Below are 23,419 nucleotides of genomic sequence, written 5' to 3'. Positions count from 1 at the left end.
AATAAATAGCATAATAGTATCATTATAGTAATATTTCCGGAATGAGTGCCTGTGATGAGTACTTTTGCTGATCCGTGATGAGTACTTTTGCTGATCCGTGATGAACCCTATGAGTACTGAGGCACTTTACCGATCTATCATTAAACGTAATAAAGCATATAATCTCGTTGTTGGTATATACTCACCCAGCTTTAAAATTCGGAATTTTTGCATCAAAATGCAAGGCAATAACCCAATATAATTCTGAAAACCAAGCCTGTATGAGTATAAAAGGCGCTGAAAACTTCCTGAATAGTAAGAAATCGATTTTTAAACAAGTTATTCGATTGGATTTATTTATAAAGAGCATAAAATGCTTTTATAATTACTAAAATCATTACTATAAAATGTATGAATAACGCATAAAGAATAATATAGTATACTACGGAAATATCCAAAAGAATATTTATTATTGGAATTGTAAATGATATCTTTAGCAACTGTTCAAAAATTGAATGTTCAAAACTCGGTTTAACTATTATCAATAATATTATTAGAATTCCAACTAATATCGTATAAAATATGTTGGCATGACTTCTGTTTTTTAAGACATCACCAATAGAACCTTTTGATATTTCGGTTGAAATTAATATAACTGAAGCATTTATCAAGAATCCAACAATAATAGAAATAAAAGAAATTGTATTGCTTAGTTGGTTATCATCAGATCTAAAACCACAAAGTGTTATAACAATTGAAATAGTTAATGGAACTATAAATAACCAAAAATACACATGAAATTTAGAAGACTCTTCAATTAACAAAGTATAATTATCTTTGAATATTTTCAAAACATTGAATATCATTTTAACACTCTTTTATAACTCAGTATTTATTTAATCTATATCTTTTAGATATACTCCCTGCATATTCCCTTGCAATAATAAGTATTTCTCCATTTTTTATACTTCCATCCTTGGAAATTGCCTCTTCATTATTAATTGGTAAAATTTCTTTAAATCCAGATCCATCTGCAACGATGGTTACTGTATAATCTTTAATTTCTGGTAACTATTCAGCCATACTTTGAACAAAGGCAATTTTTCCTCGTTTCGAGGAAAAATTGCATATAAAATAACTCTATCTCTTCAGTATCATGCTTACACGTGAAGAGATTCTTGAAATCTATGAAGAAGGCCCTGAAGCAGTCGTTGCTGTAATTCAGAGACTTGAGACTATCATAGAGAAACAGGCTTCTCAAATTGCTGAACTTGAGGAACGTGTAAGGGTTTTAGAGGCTCGTCTAAATCAAAACAGCCAAAACAGCAGTAAACCTCCTTCTACTGACGTTTTTGTGAATGAAAAACCTAAACCTAAGAGTAGCCGCACAAGAAGTGGGAAAAAACCTGGTGGTCAAAAAGGTCATTCTGGAAGTACTTTCGAAATGGTTGGGGATCCTGACCATATAATATTTCATTCCCCTCACTGCTGTGAAAATTGTGGTCATGATCTTGAAGATACTGAAGTTCGGGACTGTGAACGCAGGCAAGAAGCTGATATTCCTCCTGTGAACATCATATTTACCGAACATCGTGCTGAGTCCAAGAAATGCCCTCACTGTGGGAAAATAAACAAAGGTACTTTTCCAGACTCTATAAAATTCCCTATTCAATATGGACCTCGCCTTTTATCCTCTCTTGTATATTTAAGGAACTTTCAATTGATTCCTTATAAACGGATTTGTGATTTGTCAGAGGACTTTTATGGAATACGTATCAGCCCTGCTACCATAAAAAGAGCTGAAAAGGAATTATTCCAGAAATTGGAACCTTTCGAAAAAGCTGTTTTCGAACATCTACGGGTAGCCTATTCTGTACATTGTGATGAAACAGGAATGAGGGTTTTAGGGACAAAATGGTGGCTCCATGTTGTTTCAAACAGTCTGTGGACATACTATTTTGTACATCCAAAAAGAGGATCAGAGGCAATGAATGCTTTGGGTTTTCTTCCAGAATACAAGGGGGTAGTAGTTCATGATGGTTGGGCATCATACAACAAATATGGATGTGAACATGCTCTCTGCAATGCTCATCTTAAGAGGGACCTCACTGGAGTTGAAGAGAATTTTGAGCAGCAATGGGCTAAAAAAGTAAATGAACTTCTGAGTGAAGTAAAAAAATATACCGACGAATGCAGAGAAATGGAAATTCCAATAGATCCAATAAAAGTCAGGGCATTCGAGGAAATATACGATAAAATAATTAAAGAGGGAATTGAAGAAAATCCACCTCCTGACCTCTCAAAACAGGTTAAAAAAAGAGGAAGACCAGCACAAACAAAAGCAAAGAATCTCCTTGATAGGTTCATAAAATACAAGGATAGGATTCTGAAATTCCTCAATGACCTGAGAGTTCCATTTGATAATAATCAAGCAGAGCGAGACATCAGAATGATGAAGCTACAACGTATCTATTCAGCTACCTCTGTTTCTAACTTATATTTCGTATAAACTCAACAATTACTTTTTTCATATAGATTAATATAAAAATCATCGGATTTTGGAATGAGGTTTATGAAATGTGAAGAGATTCTTACTCAATGCCGTTCAGACCCTGAATCCATTGTTTCATATATTGAGGATCTTGAGTCTCGGTATGAAGATCTTGGATCTCGGTATGAAGATCTTGGATCTCGACACGAAGAGCTTGAATCTCGGTATGAAGATCTTGGATCTCGACACGAAGAGCTTGAATCTCGATATGAAAATCTTGAATCCGAAAACACCGAACTTCGAGAAAGACTTAATGAGTTAGAATCTCGCCTAAAAAAGAATAACCAAAACCAAAAAAGAAATCGACTTCCCTCTACTAACAATTCTACTGATAAAATACCTCAATCAAAAGGTTCACAAAAAGGAAGTTTTAGACGTCCTGGCGGCCAAAAAGGGCATCCTGGTTCTACATTAAGGATGATTAAAAATCCTGATAAAACAATCATTTATAAGCTACATAAATGTGAACATTGTGGTTGTAACATTGAGAAGATTGAAGTTATAAATTACGAGAAGAGACAAGAATTTGAAATAATTGTAAGGCGTAAAGTGACCGAACATCGTGCTGAGATCAAAAAATGTCCTTATTGTAACCGCAAAAACAAAGCTGCTTTTCCGAAATCAATTACAAAACCTGTCCAATATGGCAATATGGTTTTAACAATTGCAATTTACCTCCGAAACTACCAATTGATTCCCTATGACCGAATCAAGAAATTATTTAAAGATGCCTTTGGATTTGATATAAGCGTTGGTACAATAATTAGGGCAGAAAATAAGTTATTTCACAAGTTGAAAGGTGCTACAAACCACATCAAGAAGCAACTGATAAAAGAAAATGTCATCCATGGTGATGAAACTGGAATCGACGTTGGTGGTCAAGGGGAATACTGCCATTTAATCTCTACAAAAAAATATACATACTATTTCCATAATAGGAGTCGAGGATCAAAAGCAATGAATAAAATGGGAGTGTTGCCTAAATATAGAGGAATTATAGTCCACGATTTCTGGAAACCCTATTTTAAATACAAATGTGAACATGCGGCATGTAATGTCCACATTCAAAGAGAACTTAAAGACATTTATAACATATTCAAGCAAGTGTGGGCTGAGGAGATGTCTGATCTCCTATATGAAATTAAAAAATGCGCAGACTTTGCCAGAAAACAGGGCATACAAATAGATGAAGATACGCTCAAGACCTTTAAAGAAAAGTATCAGTCAATACTAATGAAAGGATTTGAGGACAATCCTCCACCTGAAATCTCGAAAGACAATGGGGTTAAAAGAGGAAGAAAAGCGCAGAGCGATGCAAAAAATCTCCTTGATAGACTTTCAAAGTATGAAAAAGAAATCTTGAGGTTTGCTACGGATCTAAGAGTTCCTTTCAGTAACAACCAAGCAGAAAGAGATCTCAGAATGATAACAGTTCAGCAAAAAATATCGGGAGATTTTAGGAAACCCCATGGAGCAGATGTTTTCTTTAGAATTAGGGGATACATATCTACACTAATAAAGAATAATATACCTACTATAAGTTCACTTCATGCGGCGATTGAAAATGTGCCACCCTTACCCTGAATAGATACGCTACAACAGAAGATTTCGGGAACTTTCCGAAGCATCGAAGGAGCGGTAGCTTTCTGCAGAATTCGGGGATACATATCCACTATTAGAAAGAATAGCTTGAATGTCATGGATGCTATTCGAGCGGCGCTCAATGGAGCGCCGCTATTATCCGATAGTTGCAACATTAGCTGAAACTATGCTTTTTTTATCAGTAGGCTGAATAGTTACAATTTCTGTTGATATTTTAATCTTTACTTCATTTAATTTACACTTGGTCATTTCATAAAACGGTGTAGCATCTGAATTCAGAACCATCTCTTTTAATTTTTCTAATATGTACTTAGCTTTATCAAGTGATATTAGACTCTTACCTTTAGAACAAGTTAAGGAATAACTTATTTTTCCTGCATTTTTTATTTCTATCTCACTTCCATCAGAATCCAACAAAATATCTGAAGAGTCCTTAGATACATCATTGGATATTAAATCAATTTCGACAACTCTTCCACCCTTTTCGATTAAATGTATCAACTCTGAACTTATAATTGGATTGATTTCAACAATCACATCTCTTTTTAATATAGATCCTAATGTCTTCTTAAGCAATTCATTAAAAACAGTTTTATAAGCAAACTTTGAATAACTTTGCACGATAATGTAACCCTGTTTCTTGATCAAAGTATCTTGGAAATAAGTAAAAGTCAAATCATAAACAGGAGATTCTTCAGGAGAGATCATATCCTCTTTATTTATTTCTCCTGTTTCTGTATTCATTATTTTTCTCAATATTCCATATTCTCCATAGTATACGATGTCCTGAATAATTTTTACATTATCGATATCAAAAATGAGTTCTTTATCCTCAAATTTAAAAGCTTTTTTACTATCATCTTGTTTATAAGGTTTTAATTTATACTTATGTTTGATTTCTTTAATTTCATTAAATAATGAAACCCTTTTTCCAAATAAATCATCCAAATTTTGGTATTCATTGGAGTTCTTTTCTCTAACTTTAATTGTATAAGGAGATAAGTTTATTTTTGCCATTTAGTTCATTCCAATTTAATTTTTTTGAAACTATTCAGCTATCCAATACTAATTAGGACTTACGCAGTTGAACAAAAAACCAGTGGCATGAAGCACTAAACGGTCTAAAGCACAATATTATTGATAAGCTCTCATGTGCTTGGTTTTGCATCTCAAGTGCGTAACTCATACTAATGATTCAGTTTTCAATTTTGATATAAATCCAGAACTTGATTTATCCAAATGGACAAAATCTATATCAATTGGCTCATAATAAGGTGCCTGAATAGTTACACTTTTTAATGTTTGTAACTTTTTCATATGGTTAACACCTTTATAAAAGTTATTGATTCACAGTATTTCCGTATCCGCTTCAAATTTAGAGGTAGCAACGTGAATTTCATGAGTTTGAGTGAAATAGAATTAATTATATGAGTTGGGGAATCACCAACTTGCGCCCCATTAAATTTAGAATATTCTGAAATTTAGTTATTAAGTATTTGCATGGCTGAAAAATTTACCGCTAATTTTGAAGAGGATACGTATTTCCATCCATTAACCTACTTTTTAATTTTGGTCTGTTTGAATAGAATTTACATCGTCTTTGTAGCTCACCCTACTTATAAAGAGACTTATCATTGAAAGGTAGATGCACAAGAAAATCCAATAACTTCGACTTCGGGATATTCCGGCTCCTCACTTTTTTGAGTGTTTATTCATTATAAAAACCAACACGGTCTTGAATTGAATTCCATCTTATCCACAGAGAACGGCGAAGAGCCAAAATCGACCTCAAAAGCACAGTCAAGTTTTTGAAGAATCTAAGATCTGACTGGACAAAAGTGCCCCCGTCCCGGTGATGTGGTTTCTTTCGCCCGGTTTTGCGGTTTTCAGCGTGTGATCTGTCCTCATTTTCCTTTCGAAAAGCCCGGCCTCCTTCGTCGGCCGTTGAGAGCGCCGGGATCGAAAATCGATTAATTTTTAGTCCGCTTGAGTGAGCAACGCGAGCGAAACGGACCCCGTGCTCCCGAAGCGGAACTCGGGTGATGATCGCCGGGATCGAAAATCGATTAATTTTTAGTCCGCTTGAGTGAGCAACGCGAGCGAAACGGACCCCGTGCTCCCGAAGCGGAACTCGGGTGATGATCGCCGGGATCGAAAATCGATTAATTTTACCCGATAACCTGAAAAACCGATACAAAAAACTGATTTATTCCGGGGCCGGCAGGAAGTACAACCCCGGAAGTCACCACGGAAGTCACCACGGAAGTCACCACAGAAGTTACCCCGGAAGTCACCCCGGAAGTCACCACGGAAGTCACCACGGAAGTTACCTCTGGTGGGACCAAGTTGGGACCAAGTTGGGACTAAGTCAGGATCAGATGAAACTACTTGTGAACTTTGAAGTTTCTCATTCAATTACGGAATTAATGGAGTGGGTGGGGCGGACAAATCTGACTAAGGAATGAGCCAAATATAATATCAAGTATTTTTGTTTACCATTTCTTAACCACGGAAAAACACGGAAGGACACGGAAACCGGCCTGATGGCCGGTGAGTACGCCGGGACTTTAAATACCCGAGTTCCGCTTCGGGATCACAGGAAATCGAAGATTTCCTGGGAGTTGCACTGCAAGTGCAACAGCACGGGGTCCTTTTCGGGAGCTATGCTCCCTCAAGAGGACGAAAAAAACCAGAACAACCTTAATTTGTGTCTTCCGGGATTCTTTTTCCGTGTGTTCCGTGTGTTCCGTGGTTTGAATGCACACACAAGACATTTCCATTAACAAAAATATAATCTGTGTGGGTATAAAGTGATTCCCTACCTGAAAATATGAAGTTATTTTTCAGCCATTCCTAAATTCCGGGAACTGGTCCTTAATCCACTTATTGAAACCCGATTAGTAGAAATGACCATCCCCGAAAAACCCCGCAGCAGTAAACAGAAATATCGCCTGACGGAAAAAGGCCGCATAAAGCAAAAACAGCTTTTGCAGGCCTCAAAAATCTGAGACTCCATTGAGGGATAGTTAACGGCGTGAAAAGGTATTAATTGAAGAAGTATAAGTAATAATATAAGGATTATAGATTATAGATTCCATAACAACGAGGTGACAATAATGTGTAGTGTTGGAGATGCATTCGATATCGATCTGAAAGATAAATTAGCGGTTAAATATTATGTATGCAAGGACTGTGGGAATAAATTCAAAGGCATTGGCAAAAATGTAAAGTGTCCTTCCTGCCAGTCTGCAAATGTAGAAGAATCCAAATAATCGTCTGGATTTTTCAAATACTTATAATTATTTTTTTATCATGAAAAAAGTGACCTCTTCTACAGACATTTCACTTAAAGAAAGTGAAATGCTTCTCCTGCGCGGCACGGCAGGAACGGTGGCTGTTGTGAAAGTAGGCCCGCGTGGACAGTTCTTTTTAGAAACTGAAAACGAAGAGATTGTACTCGGGCTCGAACCCCATGACCTGATTGTCGCTTCTGCGCTTTCGGGGAACGAGAAAACTGAAAAAGGACTTAAATGCGTTCTCTTCATGATTCGGGAAATCAGATCCCCATTAATAGTTCTTCCAAAAAACCATCCCGCATCAGCAAGGCTTCCAATAGTGGTTTCAGCCGGGCAAAAGACTGTTTTAAGCTGCAATATCAGGCCCGGCACGCACCCGAATCAGGACGTACTGTGCGGTCCAAATGAATTCGATAGTATGGAGCTTGCAGGAACACCGGAAGGCGTACAAATTAAAAACATGCCACCCTGTGAGATATTAAAGGTTAACTTTGATATCTGACCAATCGATATTCCCTGATAGCAACCGGCCGTTTAAAGCAAATACAGCTTTTACAGAACTCAAAAATCTGAGCCTTCAGATTCAAGCCTGCTCCGGCTCTTTTTCTCCCGCTATCTTCTCCAGTTCTTTTTCGAGTTTTCTGCGGCGGATGTAGAGGTGGTCAGCTTTCAGGTTCAGGCTCTGGAGGAGGCGGGACCTTGATTCGGGATCACTTGTTTCCTCGCTTGTTTCCTCGCTTTCTTCCTCCTGCTCCTTTATTTTTTCGAAATCGGCTTTTACTTCCTCTTTCCGGCTTTTTAAAAATTCCAATTTCGACATCAGATCCTCTTTGAGCTTTTTGTCCGGGACGACGTTAATCTGCTGCTCAAAGGTCTTTTCCCTTTTCTCACAGCCTGAAAGGACTTTTTCAAGCCGGTCCAGGACCTCGGCCTCGATTGCTTTATCAAATATGAATTCTTCAGGCTTTTTTTCAGAAGGCTTTTTCTCTGCTCCTTCCCCATCCCTGGCTTCTGCTCCTGCTTCGGCTCCGACTCCTGCTCCGGCTCCAGTTTCGGTTCCGTCCCCGAACTCGACAGCCTTTTTCGGGGGGATGCATACCGTGTCCTCCTTCAGGATTCTCTGGTTCATGAAATTGGGGGAAACGATCTCTATACCGGCCTCATGGAGAGTGTCAAGCACCGCTTTCTTAAAGTCCGAGCGGGCCGAGATCAGGCCCTCTATCTCTTTTAAAAGGCCTCCGACCTTGTAGGTAACCGAAAAGTCCCCGAGTTCCAGGACGTGGACGAAGGGAGTTTCAAGGCCCGTTTTTTCCGCAGCAAGCACCAGGTTTTTTTCAATATCCTGCCATGGAATATCGTAGCCTAAGGAAACCGTCGTGTTGATAACCGTGCCCGAGGTCCTTATTGTTTTTAAGGGGTTTGAGACTAATTTCAGGTTCGGGAGGGTTATAAGGTCCCTCTCCACGGACTGGACGCGTGTATAGAGGACCTGCACATCCGTTACCCGGCCGAAGACCTCCCCGCTTTCTATATAGTCCCCCACCCGGAAGGGTTTGATGAGGCGCAGCATCATGCCGGACATGGCGTTTGCGATGAAAGTTGTTGAGGAGAGGGCAATCGCGGCTCCGGCAATGATCCCGAGCAGGTTCAGGAAAGACTGCTTGCTCTCCTCTGGGAGAGGCAGGCTCAGGAAGACAAGGGCCAGGCCGAAGAAAATGATTAAAAAACGGAGAATCGTTTTGATGAACCTGGTCTCTTTTTTATCCGGGATGACCCGGCCGAGCAGGTAATTAAAAGCAAGGAAGAGTAAAAGCGTGACTGCCAGGATTACAAGCCCTGTAAGATATTCTTTAGGAATCAATGTTTCAAGTTCCATTTCCAGGGCCTCCTCCTCTCCTCCTGCTCCAGTTAATCCTGTTTTTCCTTAAATAATCTCGACTTTCTCCTTAATTAAGCCTCAAATTTCTCTATTTACAATCACCTTCCGGTTCAGATAAGCATAGCGGAAACAGTTTTAAGGTTCCGTATGATAACTTTGTGAAAGAAAAATTCCCGGTAAATGATAAGCCGGGAAACGAGGATTCAAAACATGAAAATTGCAGTCTGCGGAAAAGGTGGAAGCGGGAAAAGTACTGTCCTGTCCCTCCTTGCAAAAGAACTTGCGAAAAAGTACAGTGTCCTGGTCCTTGATATCGATGAGTCCAATTACGGACTGCACAGCAAACTCGGGCTTGCTGCCCCCAGGGACCTGCTCGAATATTTCGGAGGCAAGCAGGGCTTTAAGGAAAAACAGAAAGGACCAAAGCCCCTGGGCCTCGGGGGCTTGAGCGACCTGGGGAAAAGAACCGCCCCGAAGAAGCTACAGCAGGAAAAACAGCAAAACCAGAACCAAAAACAGCAAAACCAACAACCAAAACAACAACAGAAACAGCCGGAAGCCCCTTTTGAAAAGCGCTGGAGTCTATCCGAAATCCCTGCCGGGTTTGTGGAAGAAAAATCCGGCATAAAACTCATGGCCATCGGGAAGATCAAGGAGTTCGGGGAAGGCTGCGCCTGTCCCATGGGTTCCCTGACAAGAAAATTCTTTGAAAACCTTGACCTTGAAAAGGACGAGTTCGTGCTCACGGACACGGCTGCCGGGGTCGAGCATTTCGGGCGGGGCATTGACAACTATTTTGATCTCATTCTGGTCGTGGTGGACCCTTCCTTTGAATCCCTGAATCTCGCCGGAAAATTTGAGGAACTGGGCCGACAGGCCGGAAACAAAGTGTACTTTGTGCTCAACCGGGCCGAGGCCGACATCAAAGAAGATATGCTGGCCGCGGTCGAACCCTCAAAAGTTGTCGCTGTGATCCCTGTAAACCGGGAACTTTTCAAAGCTTCCCTGAGAGGGGAAGAAACGGAAATTGAGCTTGAGGAAATTTCGGAATTGGCCGAGTTTCTGGAAACAGTGATCTGATTCATCAGGCCGGAATTCCGAGTTTCGATTTATTGTCAATCGTCCCCGACAAAAACATTAGCATTTCGGCCTTCATGTCCCAACTTTTGTATATTTAACCTTTGTATCTCTGATCAGGTTTTTTAGAACTTGTTGGGAATTTTTTGAGATATACCACTCAGTTTTAAAATTCGGAATTTTTGCATCAATATGCAAGGCAATACCCCAAATATAATTCTGAAAACCAAACTTGTATGAATATACCTGCATTGTTTGAAGTTCTCTATTCAAAATCACTGGCAAGAGAGCTTTCAACCACGGAACACACGGAAAGACACGGAAACCGGCCTGATGGCCGGTGAGTATGCCGGGACTTTAAATAATCGATTCAGAATCGACTGTGAACAAAAAAGCCAGAGCAACCTTAAATGGCGTCTTCCTGCATTCTTTTTCCGTGCTTTTCCGTGACTTTCCGTGGTTTGAATGCATACACCAAACGCTTCCACCAACAAAAACACAATTCGGAATTTTTGCATCAAAATGCAGGCAACACCCCAACATAATTCTGAAAACCAAACCTGTATGAGTATAACTCTGAGATTTTTTTGAGAATTTGACTCATTCCTGCTTCACACCCCGGAGCAAATTCATAAAGTCAACCAGCTGGAAACTTTCTGTTTTTTTATAAATTGACCTTTTTTTAAAGAAGGCCTTGAGAATAAGTGTTAGTGATACCGGGATCGGCATAGCGGAAGACAAATTCGAAAAAACATTCCAGCCGTTCGTGCAGGCCGACCCTTCCACCTCCAGAGAATTCGGAGGCACAGGCCTGGGCCTGTCTCTTGTCAAAGAATTCGTAGAAATGCACGGGGGAAAGATCTGGGTAAATTCAGAACCCGGAAAGGGCAGCACGTTTACCTTTACGCTGCCCGTAAGCGAGAAGTCAATTATTTCCGAGGATCTTTCCGAGAACCTTTCTGAAAATCTTTCAAAGAATATTTCCGAGAACCTTTCAGGAACTGTTTTTGAAAACCTTCCTGAACGCTAACTTTTTTAATAAAGTCGCAGACCCGAATTTGGCCGCGTTCTTCAGAGAAAAAACCGAAATTCCAGCTGCGGTTTAGTGTGGGATTTGCTTTTGCTTCATCATCACGAAAAAGCCACCTGGAAGGCCGGGCGGTGAGGGGACCGGTTAGAGCTGACGATTCCAGAAACCGGCCCCTCTTTAATTGCCGTTCTTTTCCACGAGCACCGAGCAAGGAGACCTCCTTTTTTCGATCGATCGAACTTCATTGGTCATCGGTTAAGGAATGATCTCATTTCTTATTTCTTTTCTCTATTTAGCGCATCTATTTTTGCACGTTTTTCATTTATCTCTTGTTTGTACCTATATTTGATTTCTTTAACTTCTTTGTAGATAAGTAGGCTTTCGTCACTAATTCCTGTCATTGACTCTATATGCATTACCACTTCATCTATGCCTTTAACTAATAGTGGTTCTACTTTCCGCCATTCTTCATACTTAATATCTAATTCTTCCCTACGTTTGTCTTCAAGTGCAAATATTTCATCCCAAAGTTGCATAATTTGGCTGTCTATCTCTTCTTTTGTAGGCATCGTTTACTCCCCCATTCGTTAAATCTCTGTAGAAAGGCATCTCTATTAATTCATTTCAATTGCTATTTTCTGCCAACTGTCAAGCCAACTTTTTCAAACAATGCACATTTCAAACCCCTACCAATATAGGCAAATAACGCACGACTCAAGGTCATTTTGATGAAGTTATATCAGTAAAATGGCCTTTTTGCGAAGTATATTGGTACAAGAGTTTCAGGGCCAGGAATGTGAAAACAATGCTATTAGAATCAATAATATACGATGAAAAGTTAAGGAATCACAAATATATAGTACCAATTATTTATTTTCCAATATATAATGATGACTAAACTCGATTACAAGTAAAAACTTCAAAAAAAACATGAAAATTGTATTTGATTTATTGGGGAAATGGAATTATAGAGCCATTCCAGAAGTGGAAACTTGAAGTTATTTTTCAATCATTCTTAAATGGCTAGAAATCAGAGAGATCATTAGCTGACACCGTTCCTTGATCAAAATGAATACATTTTCAAAATTCGGAGGGTGCGGACATATTTGCCCAAAAACAGAAAAACCGTGTTTTTCAGAAAAGGAAATCGAAATTACAGCTGCGGTTTAGTGTGGAATCTGCTTTTGCTTTGTCATCACGAAAAGGCCTCCCGGCAGGTTTTCATCTCTTTTTCAAGAGCTGCAAGGGATTCATCGGAGCCTTCCTTCTCTTTTCCGGCGAGAGATAGTTTGGTTGCAATCTCATTTTTCCGGTTCCGAAGAAGGCTTTCCTTTTCTGGGGGAATACATATCATCACTCAAAAATTATGTATTTTCTGTGATATAAGTATTAGACAGCATTATATATAATGTAGCTGATTCGCGAATGAGAACAGAAAAGAAACTCATAACTTTTAATTATAAATTCATTAGTTTAGGACTTTTGCGACGCTATCATGGTCATAGGAATAATCATCAATATTCAAACCAATAAACCATTTGGTGGTCCATTTGTATTCGGTTGATATTATTTTGAATAATCAGAATGGGGCCTTAAGCTCCTTTTTTCTATTTTTTGCTCGGCCGGAATCAACCTGTACCCAGGATCCAAAAACACAATCAAAAGACACATTGGATATTTGATCATGAAAACATCAACCATGCAGCACTGGACGACCTATATTTAAGGAACTTTCAGTTGATTCCCTATAAACGGCTTTGTGATTTGGCAGAGGACTTTTATGGTATACGTATCAGCCCTGCTACCATAAAAAGAGCTGAAAAGGAATTTTTCCAGAACCTGGAACCTTTTGAAAAAGCTGTTCTCGCACATCTATTGGCGGCCTATTCTGTTCATTGTGATGAAACAGGAATGAGGGTTTTAGGGACAAAATGGTGGCTCCATGTTGTCTCAAACGATCTATGGACATACTATTTTGCACATCCAAAAAGAGGGACAGAGGCCATGAATGCTTTGGGTTTTCTTCCAAAATACACAGGGGTAGTAGTCCATGATGGTTTGGCATCATACAACAAATATGGATGTGAACATGCTCTCTGCAATGCTCATCTTAAGAGGGATCTTACTGGAATTGAAGAGAATTTTGAGCAACAATGGGCTAAAAAAGTAAATGAGCTTCTGAGTGAAGTAAAAAAGTATACCGACGAATGCAGAGATATGGAAATTCCAATAGATCCAATAAAAGTCAGGGCATTCGAGGAAATATACGATGAAATAATTCAAGAGGGAATTGAGGAAAATCCACCCCTTTACCCCTCAAAACAGGTGAAAAAAAGAGGAAGACCAGCACAAACAAAAGCAAAGAATCTCCTTGACAGGTTCATAAAATACAAGGATAGGATTCTGAAATTCCTCAATGACCTGAGAGTTCCGTTTGATAACAATCAAGCAGAGCGAGACATCAGAATGATGAAGCTACAACAGAAGATTTCGGGAACTTTCCGAAGTATAGAGGGAGCGGTAGCTTTCTGCAGAATTCGGGGATACATATCCACTATTAGAAAGAATAGCTTGAATGTAATGGATGCTATTCGAGCGGCGCTCAATGGAGCGCCGCTATTATCCGATAGTTGCAGCATTAGCTGAAACGATACTTTTTTTATCAGTAGGCTGAATAGTTACTATTATTGTCAGTAACTCACGGACACGACCAACATGACGAAAAAATATATTTTAGCACAAAAACCAAACTTACCCTTAATTGTTTGGTTTGTCAGTTTCATTATAACAAAAATTCCGATTCTAAATTATGTTCACTCATTATTCGAATTAATTTCTTTTGGAGCAATATTTACATGGGCATGGCTTGAAATATTCCAAGGAGTTAATAACTTTAGAAAAGGACTAGGAATTGTAGTTCTAATATTCATCCTAATTACAAGACTAATCTAATAATTCAAAATCCCAACATCATACATCAGACGTTCCGCAGATGTGTACAAGAATAAAATTATTTTTATTAAAAAATCAACTGCCTAATAATAATTGACCTTTGTTAATGTCAAATTTGTTGATACTTAAACATAGCACCGACTGAATTATTCACAATACCTATATTTTTTCGTAATTGTAGAATCGTATCTCTTGAATTCTACTATAGCATTCGCTACTCGTGTTGCTTGAAATCTTTCAATTTTTTCTTTAATGAGCTTGTGGACTCTTCTCAAAAATAGTATTTTTCGCAACTCTTTCCCATCAACCTTATTATTTTTTCTTTAATCTCATCTAAGTTGATAATTTGGTCGTGTCCTTGGTCGTAGATTAAATCTGAAAAAACAAGCACATTCCCCGTGTTTAGGAAAAATGCATAGAGATTCTTATGCTTATGGTTGTCAGTAACTCATAGACACGACCCGAAAAAAAAGGTAGTTGACAACAGAGATAGTTGACTGCTGGAGCTTCACTCCCATATAAAAGCCCCTTTGTATTTTGAAGGATTAAAATCAGGATTTAGTTTCAATACCTGTCTGTATGCTTCTTCTGCTTCTTTGTTCCTTCCAAGATCGAACAAAACACAACTCAACTTATACCATGACTTCACATAGTCAGGTTTTATTTCTATCGCCCTATAATAATGTTCTAATGCTCCATCATAATCCTGGAGTTCAAAAAGAACATCAGCCTTATTAGACCATACCAGAGGGAATCCCGAATTGATCTTTATAGCTTTATCATAAATACGGAGTGCTGTTTTAGGTTGTCCCAGGAAATCCAGGGAATTTCCTATATTGGTCCAGGCTCGCACGTCTTCAGGATTCAGTTCAACAACTTTCTTATTTGCAATAAGACCATCATTATATCTCCCAAGCAATAACAGGGAATTGCCAAGACAATACCAGCATTCAACAAAGTCAGGGTTAATTTTCAAAGATACTTCATAACACTGAACCGCCTCTTCCTCTCTTTCAAGCTTATGAAAGACATATCCCCTGCCGTGCCATAACTGAGAAATATATATTGCTTTTTCAGGATTTACTTCCTCTTTCTTATATTTCTCCAAATCAATTTCAAATTCCAAAAGAGCTTTTTCATAATCCTGTAGAGCGCTTTCGTAATCTCCAATATTCGCAAACTCATAAGCTCTTACAGCAAAGGCTTCATAAAAATCAGGTTTAATCTCTATTGCCTTCGAAAAATAGAAAAACTTTTTTTTCGAATCAGTTGCTTTAAGCCCCATTTTCAGGGCTTCCCTGGCACTGAGTAATAATTCATCCAGACAAAAAGATCCAATACAGGAATCAAATATGCTTTCAAAAACCGGAAATTTTTCCGCTTTTACAGAAGTACATGTAATTAAAAATTCCGTTCCGTATCTGGCAAACGCAACTTTTTTTGTTTTACTTCTAAAATAAGGGTAAATAAATTCCAGTGCAGGAATTTCCTTAACAAGAATATGCTTTTTGGACTCAACATTATAGTCTTTCAAAGCCCTCTCGGAGTATTTTTCAATCTCTTCTATGGATTCATACCTGCCATAGGTAGATCCAATTATTAAATTAATCGTAGCCCCCTCAGGGCCTACAAAAACCAACATCGTGTCTTTTGAGTCCTTCTTATTCTCGGAATAAGCTCTCCACCCTTCCGGGCATTGAATAGAACAAACATAGTCATCACAATAATACGTCTTTCCATCTTCTTGAACCCTAAAAACCATTTTGATCCCTACAAATATATTATCAACAACAAACCCAGTACTTGAGTAAGATTGTTCTCACATTTCGAACCTTAGCATTTATGTACAAATTCATGATACAAATATGCCATTTTATTTGAGATTGCATCAATAAAATGGCCAATATGCAGGAATTATTATCTCATATTGGCAGGGGGTCGAAATGTCGACTGGAATTCAATTAACTCAAGCATTTAATTGTGCAATTATTCATCCAGTAACAGGAAGTGCTCAAACTCCAAAAAAAGTGTTCAAAACTGTACAAAATGAAATCGGATGCTTTTTTAAGCATTTTAGATTAAGCGACAATTTTTAGAGAATCCCATCTTTTCCATTCAGAATTGGAAATGAAAATATTGCTTTTTTGCCTAATATCAATAAAGAAACCACACTAAAGGATATTGCAAACAAAATGAAAAAATCGGAATCTTCAGCTAGATTCCTTATGCATGGTCGAGATGATAACGAAGGATTGCTTTCTAAGATTGTTGGTTTATGTTTATTAAAATAATAAAATATATTAAAATCCTGAACCGTCTGGTATTCCATCTCCTGAGTTTGGTGCTGGACCTTTATTTACTGCTGGATATGGATATGGATCTCCATTCTGGATTGGATTCTCCATTCCTGAACCGTCTGATACTCCATCTCCTGAATTTGGTGCTGGACCTCCGTTTGATGCTGCTGCCATAACATTGCCACTTAATCCAATTAAGATTAATAATCCCATTAAAATTGCAATTCTTTTCATTTCTAATCACCAATAATATTTAGTATGATTAGGTATTTATCTATTTATAATTTTTGAGAATATCTCCAAAAACGATAGCAAGAAAAATATTCATTTTTAGATACCTGCATTCCGCATTTTTAGATACCTGCATTCCGCATTTTTAGATACCTGCATTCCGCATTTTTAGGCGCATAAAGGTCTCACGATATTGAATTATGTGCTTAAAATATAAGCACGTGGTTTTTTTAGACTGAATTTCAAAATCGGCATCAATTGAGGTCATATATTAGTAATAATACACTTATATGCGCTTAAAATTTGGGAACTAAGCTTATATAACATCTGCTGAAGGTCGGCTACGAGACTAGGCCCTCAACCTAGCGCCTTTTGCCTGCTGGGCAACTCTCGCTTAAGACTTATCACAAAAAAACCTATGCATATTTCACTTGAACATATTGATTTTCAAGATCGAGCTCATCAATCGAAGTTACAATGAGTAATAAGTTGCATAGGTTATTTTGTTGCTGATCCTTAATTTTTGCTGATCGAAGACATGTTGGTCAGGGGGTCCTTTTCAACATGGAAGACGTGGTCCGCCGAATCGATCAGAGACTCGTCATGAGAGACCACTATAATCTGGCCCACCCCGATGTTTCGCATCAGGTCGATGAGTTTAAGGAGCTGCCGGATGTGGCCCCGGTCCAGGAAAACGGTGGGTTCGTCCAGGATCATGGGGGGCAGGTTGTCGCCTCTTTCCCCTGCGAAACCAAGGGATAACAGGCGGTAGATGGCACAGCGCAGGATGAGGTTGAAAATCGCGCGTTCCCCTCCGCTCAGGAGTTTGGGCTCCAGAGGGACTCCGTCTTTTCTGTACACGGTCAGGTTGTAGTCGGGGTCCAGCTCGATGTGGGAATAGGCGTTGTTCGTGTACATAAAGGAAAACATGTCGTTGAGGAGCTTGGAAAGTGCCCCTATGTTTTTAGCCCTCATGTCGGCCCGGACACGCATATAGGTGTTTTCAAGCTCTTCCGCGTTTTTGCCCACGGCTTCAAGGTAGGCCCTTTTGTTTTCCAGGGCTTTTTTATCCACTCTGAGGACCAGGAGACGGGCCAGGGTGGTCTCGATCCTGCCGATTTCTTTCAGGATTCCGTCTTTTTCCGCCGAGAGATCTCCTATATTTTTCTCGATATTTTTCAGGGCATCTTCGTACAGGGTCCTTTTGTGTTCGAGGTCAGGAAGGTCGGCCCCCTCCATTTTTTCGAGGAGTTTCCGGGCATTTTCGCTCTTTTCCTGAATTTCCTTATCCAGGAAAGCTATCGTTACCCCGAGGTTCCGGATTTCGGCTTCAAGTCCGGAAATCCGGTGTTCTATGTTTGTTATGCCGAGCAGGTTTTCCCTGAGTTTTTTCGCCCGGGAGAGGAGTTTCTCACTCTCTTCATGGGCCTTTTTCCCGGCCTCTTCTTTTTCCCTCAGGGTCAGGATGTCCAGCTTGAGTTTTTCGAGTTCGGCTTTTCCCCCGGTTTTTCGGGCCTCAAGCTCCTTTAGCTTCTCAACAAGTTCCCCGGTCCTTTTTTCGTAGCTCTCAATCAGGGTTCCTGCGGCCTGGATTTTTCCTTTGAGTTTCTCAATTTCCGAAGCATTCTCGGAAAGCTTTTTCTCAAAGGCTTTGGCTTCCCCAAGGAGTGTTTCACTTTCCCGGTAAGCCTTTACCGCCTCTACCCCCTTCTCTTTCAGGGCCTCAATGTCCGAAAGCAGTTCATTTATCCGGCCTCCAAGCTCTTCTTTTCTGGCCTCAAACCCTCCGAGCTTCCGACCCTCTTCTTCGATTCTGGCCCTGTGGGTATCAAGCAGTTTCTCCGAATTTTCGGTATTATTCCGGAGTTTCTCAAGCTCTTTTTCGTAGCCGGAAATTTGCTTCTCAAGTTTCCGGGCAGCTTTCAGGGCCTCAAGCTGTTTTTCAAGCTCGGTCTGCTGGCCTTCAAGCTCCACAAGTTTTCCGGAAAGCTCTTCCTTTTCTTTTTCCGATTCCTCGACTGTCCCTGAGACCCCGGAGCCCTCAAGCTCCTGCCCGCAGGTCGGGCATTTTCCCTCGGCCAGAAGTTTCCGGTTCTTGCGGATAGTCTTTTCAACTTCCTTTATACGGGTCTCAAGCTCTTTCGAATTTCCATGAAGCCGGTTTTTGTTCTCCTGCAAAAGGTCGTTTATTTCTTCCAGCTGGTCCAGCTTTTCCGCGTCAAACCCGAGTTCTTTAAAGGCCTCAAAGCCTCTGGTCTTCTGTTCCTGAAGATCCAGGATTTTCCGGGAATTCTTTTCCAGTTCAAGTTCCAGAACTTCAAGCTTTTCTCCGGATTCCCGGACGGATTCCCGGCAGATTTTCATCTCTTTTTCAAGAGCCGCAAGGGCTTCCTCAGAGCTTTCCTTTTCTTTTCCGGCGAGAGATAATTTGTTTGAAAGCTCATTTTTCCGGTCCCGAAGAAGACTTTCCTTTTCTTCTCTTTCCTTTACAAGGGCCCCGATTTCAGAACCTTCTGTCCCGGCTCCTGTCCCGGCTCCTGTTTCGGTTTCGGTTTCGGTTCCGGTTCCGACCTCAGTTCCGATCCCGGCTTTTTCCCGGATTGCGGAACTTTTCTCTTCAAGTTCCCGGATTTTCCCCTGCTTTGCCTCGATCCCGGTTTTTTCGGCCTCAATATCCGTTTTGCACTTTTCGGCCGCCTTTTCGGCCTCTTTTGTATCCTTTTCCAGGTCTCTGGCCGCCTTTTCGAAAGTCTTTTTATCCTTCAGGACGAGGGCCAGCTCATTTGAAATTCCGTTTAGCATCTCCTTAGCAAGGGCTTCCTCCTTTTCCTGCCGGGGGAGCAGGGCTTCAACTTCGAGGGCTCCGAAACCGGCTTCCTGCCGAATTACGGAATTTTCTTCTTCCAGTTCCCGCTGGTCTCCTCTCTTCTGCCGGATATCCCGGTCCAGCTTTTCTTTTTCCCCAAAGCACTTCCCTTTCTCCTGCCTGGCCTTTTCGGTCTCAGCTTTCAGCTTTGCGATTTCCGCTGCTCGCTCCTTATATTCTGCAAGCTGATGGTCCAGCTTTTCCTTTCCCGATACTGCCCGCTCTTTTATGTCTTTCAGCTTTTTGAGTTCCTCGTCACTTTCCTTTGCTTTTTGCCGGCTGGTGTTCAGGGCCCGGACGGGACCGGTTTCTTCTATACTCTCAATTTCAGCCCTTTTATCCGAAAGGCTATTTTTTGTGTACTTCTCAAGCCTTACGACCGCGGTCTTTGCGCTTCTCACCCGTTCCCGGTACACCTCAAGTTTCCCAAGCTGGAGGAGTTCATCGATCATGCGCTGCCTGTCCTTCGGCTTTGCGTTGATGAGCACGTCGATTTCCCCCTGCCGGATATAGGCGCAGTTCTGGTAGGCCTCCTCGTCCATGCTCAGAAGAGCACAGACTTCCTCGTAGGTCCGGCCGGCCTGGTCCACAACGTTTTCTCCGTCCACGTAAAGCACACACTTCGAGTTCGAGGCGCTTTTGCTCTTCTTTGAATGCCGAAAGCCCTGCTCAATCCTGTATTCTTTCCCCATGTGCTCGAAATCAAGATCGATTACCGCCTTTTCCTCTCCCTTGAAGATCATATCCGCAAGTACGAAGTCCTTTGAGAGGATCTTGCTCCCGAAAAGCCCCATGAAACAGGCCTCAAGGAGGCTCGACTTTCCGCTCCCGTTTACCCCCGAGATCACGGTGACTCCGTCTTCGAAAGCAATGTCCAGCTTTCTGTAACTCCGGATATTTTCGACGTGCAGTTTTTTAAGTTTCATAAGTAATCACCAAAGTTGCGTTGCCTGGGGGCCGGAGTCACGGTCTTTTTCTCTTTTCTTTTCGGTTCCGGTTCCATTTTTTCCGGCTTATACGCTTCTTCCATTTCTTCTTTTTCTTTTCCAGCTGCCCGGATTTCAGGCTGCGATTTTCCCCGCAAATCGGCGGCCTTCCGGGAAAGGAAGGATTCAGGGCTTATTGACTCAGGGCTTATTTCATCCAGCTCCGCTGAGGTCCCATTTTCAACGGATTCGGGAATTCCTGTTTCTTCTGTTGCCGGTTTTACCGGTTCTACCTGAATACTCTCTGCCTGTTTCGGACCGGGCCGGGATTCTTCTTTTTCTGCTTCCATACCCGTATCCTTATTCGGTATTTTCCGTTTCTCCCGTATCTCCGACTCTACCACCTCGGAATTTTCCGGAATTCCACATTCAAGCCGGAAATCGGGAGCCTTAAAATCAATCTTCTCTATTAATTCCTTTATACGATTCTCGGTATCGGAATCTACATTTGTCTTTGAAACAAGGGGACTTCGGACGATTTCATCAATAATCAGACCCCCGTCCGTAAGGTTCAGCTTCTTGATCTCTTCGGCAACCGCCCTGTCAGGATCCGAGAAACTGACCCGGACTTCTTCCGGCGGCAGAGCTTCCATTTCCCTGATGTCCTTTATCCTGGGGACAAGAGCCCCTTTGTTCAGGACATACTCCTCGATTTCACTGAATGAGAGGGCCGCTTCCACATCTCCTGAAATCTCCACAAAAACGACCGAGCCTGCAAGTTCTTCCCCGTACTCGTCAACGGCCGAAAAGATCTGCTCGTAGGGCCTTTCCTTTTCCTTAAGATTCACTGTGATAAACAGGAATTTCCGGGTTTCGATGTTCCGCCTGCTGATCTCAAGCCCGTGTTCTCTGAGAGTGATTATGTTGTAGGAACGAGGCTCCCTTTCCGAGGCGCTGTTCCTTTCCGTGCTTCCGGGGTAGGTGACCCAGGTCTCTCCCACTTTTATTTTTTCGTACTTGTGGTAGTCCCCGAGAAGAATTGCGTCCGTCCTGAAAGGCAGGTTTTCTATAACTTCCTCACAGGCCCATTCCCCGTAAGGGAAGGGATTCATGAGCTGGTGCATGACAACAAGGTTCTGGCGGTTTTCCAGGCCTTCTTCCACCGGTCCATTTACCGTTCCTTCTTTTGCCCCTTCTTCCACTCCTTTTTCCGCCCCATCCTCCCCGGACGGAATTTCAAAACCGCTGTAATCATAGGTAGGGATCTTCGATTTGGGCACACTGTCAATCCCGTAAATGGCGGCCTCGCCCAGCAAATAAGGCTTTTTTCCAAGCCGGAGGGCAATCCCCATTTTCTCGAAGAGGTCCAGCCACTGCATATTCTGCTTGCTCTCGTGGTTCCCGACAATCCCGAGCAGGGGGATTCCCGCGGCTCTGAGGGGGGTGATTATGCTGATCGATTCAAGGACGTCTTCAAGAGTCGGGGTCCTCGAATCAAAAAAGTCACCCGCGTGCACGACAACGTCCACCTGCATCTCGATCGCATCTCTTACAACGGCCTCGAAGGCCTTAAAAAAGTCCTGTCTCCTCACGTCGCTGTGGTACTGCCGATACCCGAGGTGGGTGTCTGCGGTATGGAGTATTCTAATTTCCCGGGTCATGGTATCGTCTGGTCATCTGTTTAAATATTTATGTTATATGGAGTTCCGTATTGGTATTAAGGTATTTCCGTGAGGGTGGTGTCAGATGTTTTTGAGATCACAAGAACGGGGGGTTTTGTATTGCTGATCTGGATTCCGGCGCTCTCAACGGCCGACGCAGGAGGCCGGCCGGTTCGAAATAAAAACAACAGAAAGCACGCTAAAAACCGCCGGTCCGAACGAATGAAAACCCATCAATAGACCGCATTCTTTTTTTGGCCTGAGATTAGATTTTACAAAAAACAGGTATGTGCTTTTGAGCCATTATTTCCATTTCAATCACGAAAAGCCCGGCCTTCGGCCGGTGAGTACGCCGGATTCTTTGATTTCCCGAGTTCCACTTCGGCACCCGAGTTGCGATGAAATCACAACAGCACGGTGTCCGTTTTACTACGCTCAAGTGGACTGAAATATTAATTTCAAATATTAATTTTTATTTTTTTGTTGTTCCGGCCAGCTTCATGCACTTTTGGAGAAAGAATTGTGAAAATTAGCGTTTTCTTGGAGGTGAATACGTATTTTCACTTTTTTTCTTCCTCCGAGCTAAACGCCGTCCCCATCGCCACGCCAATGGAAATCCCGAGTGTGATGCCGATGGCCAGGTTATCAGTCATGGTTCCCATGAGCATTCCCAGAGCCAGACCTGTCCCCATCCCAATAGTCATCCCATTCCCTTCTTCATCTCCAAAACCTTTTGTGTATTTGCCGGTCTTGTTGACCTTTTTCCCCAACCGATAGAAGAGCAGGCTTAAAATTATGGCGTTAACGATTAAAACAGCTATCATTACTGATGAAAATCCTGGATAGGTCATTGTTTTGAATATACTGATATTTATTATATAATAAGTTTGCAGGGGAGAAAAAAAGACGGCCGGTGAGTACGCCGGTTCTTTAAGTAATCCGATTTAAAAACAGCCCTGAACTTCTGGGAACAGACTCACTGAAGCAGGCCTTTTTGCGGAATCGATTTTTTTAGATTCCGGCGCTCTCAACGGCCGACGCAGGAGGCCGGCCGGTTCGAAATGAAAATGAA

Annotated in this window: 15 protein-coding genes and 2 pseudogenes; 7 read left to right on the top strand and 10 right to left on the bottom strand. The window is 41.3% G+C overall.

Annotation, left to right across the window (positions count from 1 at the left end; genetic code table 11):
• Positions 1-332: 332 nt before the first annotated feature.
• On the bottom strand, positions 333-845 hold the full coding sequence (locus tag ACZ5QV_RS11160; protein ID WP_464599882.1) for a hypothetical protein: 513 nt from the start codon (positions 843-845) through the stop codon (positions 333-335).
• 290 nt (positions 846-1,135) lie between these two features.
• On the opposite strand from ACZ5QV_RS11160, the pseudogene tnpC (ACZ5QV_RS11155) reads away from it, so the two are divergent.
• Positions 1,136-2,461 (top strand): annotated as a pseudogene (gene tnpC, locus ACZ5QV_RS11155) (IS66 family transposase); the annotation flags it as partial.
• Between the two features lie 90 nt (positions 2,462-2,551).
• Complete coding sequence (tnpC, locus tag ACZ5QV_RS11150) at positions 2,552-4,114, top strand: IS66 family transposase (protein WP_464599444.1); 1,563 nt, start codon at positions 2,552-2,554, stop codon at positions 4,112-4,114.
• A 153-nt stretch (positions 4,115-4,267) separates the two neighbouring features.
• Here tnpC (ACZ5QV_RS11150) and ACZ5QV_RS11145 read toward each other — a convergent pair whose 3' ends face one another.
• Entirely contained in the window at positions 4,268-5,149 is an 882-nt protein-coding gene (locus tag ACZ5QV_RS11145; RefSeq protein WP_464599881.1) for a hypothetical protein, read from the bottom strand.
• Between the two features lie 1,832 nt (positions 5,150-6,981).
• Here ACZ5QV_RS11145 and ACZ5QV_RS11140 point away from each other — a divergent pair.
• Positions 6,982-7,140, top strand: a complete 159-nt coding sequence (locus ACZ5QV_RS11140; protein WP_464602095.1) for a Fic family protein — start codon at positions 6,982-6,984, stop codon at positions 7,138-7,140.
• A gap of 304 nt (positions 7,141-7,444) precedes the next feature.
• Entirely contained in the window at positions 7,445-7,930 is a 486-nt protein-coding gene (locus ACZ5QV_RS11135) for a hypothetical protein (RefSeq protein WP_464599880.1), read from the top strand.
• 81 nt (positions 7,931-8,011) lie between these two features.
• Here the strand turns inward: ACZ5QV_RS11135 and ACZ5QV_RS11130 are convergent, their stop codons facing one another.
• Positions 8,012-9,304 (bottom strand): mechanosensitive ion channel family protein, encoded by a 1,293-nt coding sequence (locus ACZ5QV_RS11130; protein ID WP_464599879.1) that lies wholly within the window; start codon positions 9,302-9,304, stop codon positions 8,012-8,014.
• Positions 9,305-9,517: 213 nt separating this feature from the next.
• On the opposite strand from ACZ5QV_RS11130, the gene ACZ5QV_RS11125 reads away from it, so the two are divergent.
• Positions 9,518-10,387 carry an ATP-binding protein gene (locus ACZ5QV_RS11125; RefSeq protein ID WP_464599878.1) on the top strand — a complete coding sequence of 290 codons (870 nt, stop codon included), beginning with the start codon at positions 9,518-9,520 and terminating at the stop codon, positions 10,385-10,387.
• 691 nt (positions 10,388-11,078) lie between these two features.
• Positions 11,079-11,414, top strand: coding sequence for an ATP-binding protein (locus tag ACZ5QV_RS11120; RefSeq protein WP_464599877.1), 336 nt, complete (start codon positions 11,079-11,081; stop codon positions 11,412-11,414).
• 275 nt (positions 11,415-11,689) lie between these two features.
• Here ACZ5QV_RS11120 and ACZ5QV_RS11115 read toward each other — a convergent pair whose 3' ends face one another.
• Complete coding sequence (locus ACZ5QV_RS11115) at positions 11,690-11,983, bottom strand: hypothetical protein (RefSeq protein ID WP_464599876.1); 294 nt, start codon at positions 11,981-11,983, stop codon at positions 11,690-11,692.
• A 626-nt stretch (positions 11,984-12,609) separates the two neighbouring features.
• Positions 12,610-12,768, bottom strand: a complete 159-nt coding sequence (locus tag ACZ5QV_RS11110; protein WP_464599875.1) for a hypothetical protein — start codon at positions 12,766-12,768, stop codon at positions 12,610-12,612.
• 362 nt (positions 12,769-13,130) lie between these two features.
• On the opposite strand from ACZ5QV_RS11110, the pseudogene tnpC (ACZ5QV_RS11105) reads away from it, so the two are divergent.
• Positions 13,131-14,060: pseudogene (gene tnpC, locus ACZ5QV_RS11105) on the top strand (IS66 family transposase); the annotation flags it as partial.
• A gap of 814 nt (positions 14,061-14,874) precedes the next feature.
• Here tnpC (ACZ5QV_RS11105) and ACZ5QV_RS11100 read toward each other — a convergent pair.
• The 5 genes from ACZ5QV_RS11100 to ACZ5QV_RS11080 all read right to left on the bottom strand — a co-directional run bounded on the left by ACZ5QV_RS11100 (position 14,875) and on the right by ACZ5QV_RS11080 (position 23,198).
• Positions 14,875-16,128, bottom strand: a complete 1,254-nt coding sequence (locus ACZ5QV_RS11100) for a tetratricopeptide repeat protein (protein WP_464599874.1) — start codon at positions 16,126-16,128, stop codon at positions 14,875-14,877.
• A 538-nt stretch (positions 16,129-16,666) separates the two neighbouring features.
• The gene (locus tag ACZ5QV_RS11095; RefSeq protein WP_464599873.1) at positions 16,667-16,897 is read right to left on the bottom strand and encodes a hypothetical protein; all 231 of its coding nucleotides are present in this window, start codon (positions 16,895-16,897) and stop codon (positions 16,667-16,669) included.
• A gap of 513 nt (positions 16,898-17,410) precedes the next feature.
• Entirely contained in the window at positions 17,411-20,686 is a 3,276-nt protein-coding gene (locus ACZ5QV_RS11090; protein ID WP_464599872.1) for an AAA family ATPase, read from the bottom strand.
• Positions 20,683-22,347, bottom strand: a complete 1,665-nt coding sequence (locus ACZ5QV_RS11085) for a metallophosphoesterase (RefSeq protein ID WP_464599871.1) — start codon at positions 22,345-22,347, stop codon at positions 20,683-20,685. Before ACZ5QV_RS11085 ends, ACZ5QV_RS11090 begins: the two co-directional genes overlap by 4 nt.
• 560 nt (positions 22,348-22,907) lie before the next feature.
• Entirely contained in the window at positions 22,908-23,198 is a 291-nt protein-coding gene (locus ACZ5QV_RS11080) for a hypothetical protein (protein ID WP_464599870.1), read from the bottom strand.
• Positions 23,199-23,419 lie beyond the last annotated feature (221 nt).

It is taken from the genome of Methanosarcina baltica (assembly GCF_055394095.1).
The sequence above is the reverse complement of the archived record's forward strand: the minus strand, read 5'-3'. Positions and strand labels throughout refer to the sequence as shown.

Bases quoted from the DNA above. Each gene is read 5' to 3' on its own strand.
- ACZ5QV_RS11160 (WP_464599882.1), bottom strand. From the start codon at position 845: ATGATATTCAATGTTTTGAAAATATTCAAAGATAATTATACTTTGTTA.
- tnpC (WP_464599444.1), top strand. From the start codon at position 2,552: ATGAAATGTGAAGAGATTCTTACTCAATGCCGTTCAGACCCTGAATCC.
- ACZ5QV_RS11145 (WP_464599881.1), bottom strand. From the start codon at position 5,149: ATGGCAAAAATAAACTTATCTCCTTATACAATTAAAGTTAGAGAAAAG.
- ACZ5QV_RS11135 (WP_464599880.1), top strand. From the start codon at position 7,445: ATGAAAAAAGTGACCTCTTCTACAGACATTTCACTTAAAGAAAGTGAA.
- ACZ5QV_RS11130 (WP_464599879.1), bottom strand. From the start codon at position 9,304: ATGGAACTTGAAACATTGATTCCTAAAGAATATCTTACAGGGCTTGTA.
- ACZ5QV_RS11125 (WP_464599878.1), top strand. From the start codon at position 9,518: ATGAAAATTGCAGTCTGCGGAAAAGGTGGAAGCGGGAAAAGTACTGTC.
- ACZ5QV_RS11115 (WP_464599876.1), bottom strand. From the start codon at position 11,983: ATGCCTACAAAAGAAGAGATAGACAGCCAAATTATGCAACTTTGGGAT.
- ACZ5QV_RS11110 (WP_464599875.1), bottom strand. From the start codon at position 12,768: ATGATATGTATTCCCCCAGAAAAGGAAAGCCTTCTTCGGAACCGGAAA.
- ACZ5QV_RS11100 (WP_464599874.1), bottom strand. From the start codon at position 16,128: ATGGTTTTTAGGGTTCAAGAAGATGGAAAGACGTATTATTGTGATGAC.
- ACZ5QV_RS11095 (WP_464599873.1), bottom strand. From the start codon at position 16,897: ATGAAAAGAATTGCAATTTTAATGGGATTATTAATCTTAATTGGATTA.
- ACZ5QV_RS11090 (WP_464599872.1), bottom strand. From the start codon at position 20,686: ATGAAACTTAAAAAACTGCACGTCGAAAATATCCGGAGTTACAGAAAG.
- ACZ5QV_RS11085 (WP_464599871.1), bottom strand. From the start codon at position 22,347: ATGACCCGGGAAATTAGAATACTCCATACCGCAGACACCCACCTCGGG.
- ACZ5QV_RS11080 (WP_464599870.1), bottom strand. From the start codon at position 23,198: ATGACCTATCCAGGATTTTCATCAGTAATGATAGCTGTTTTAATCGTT.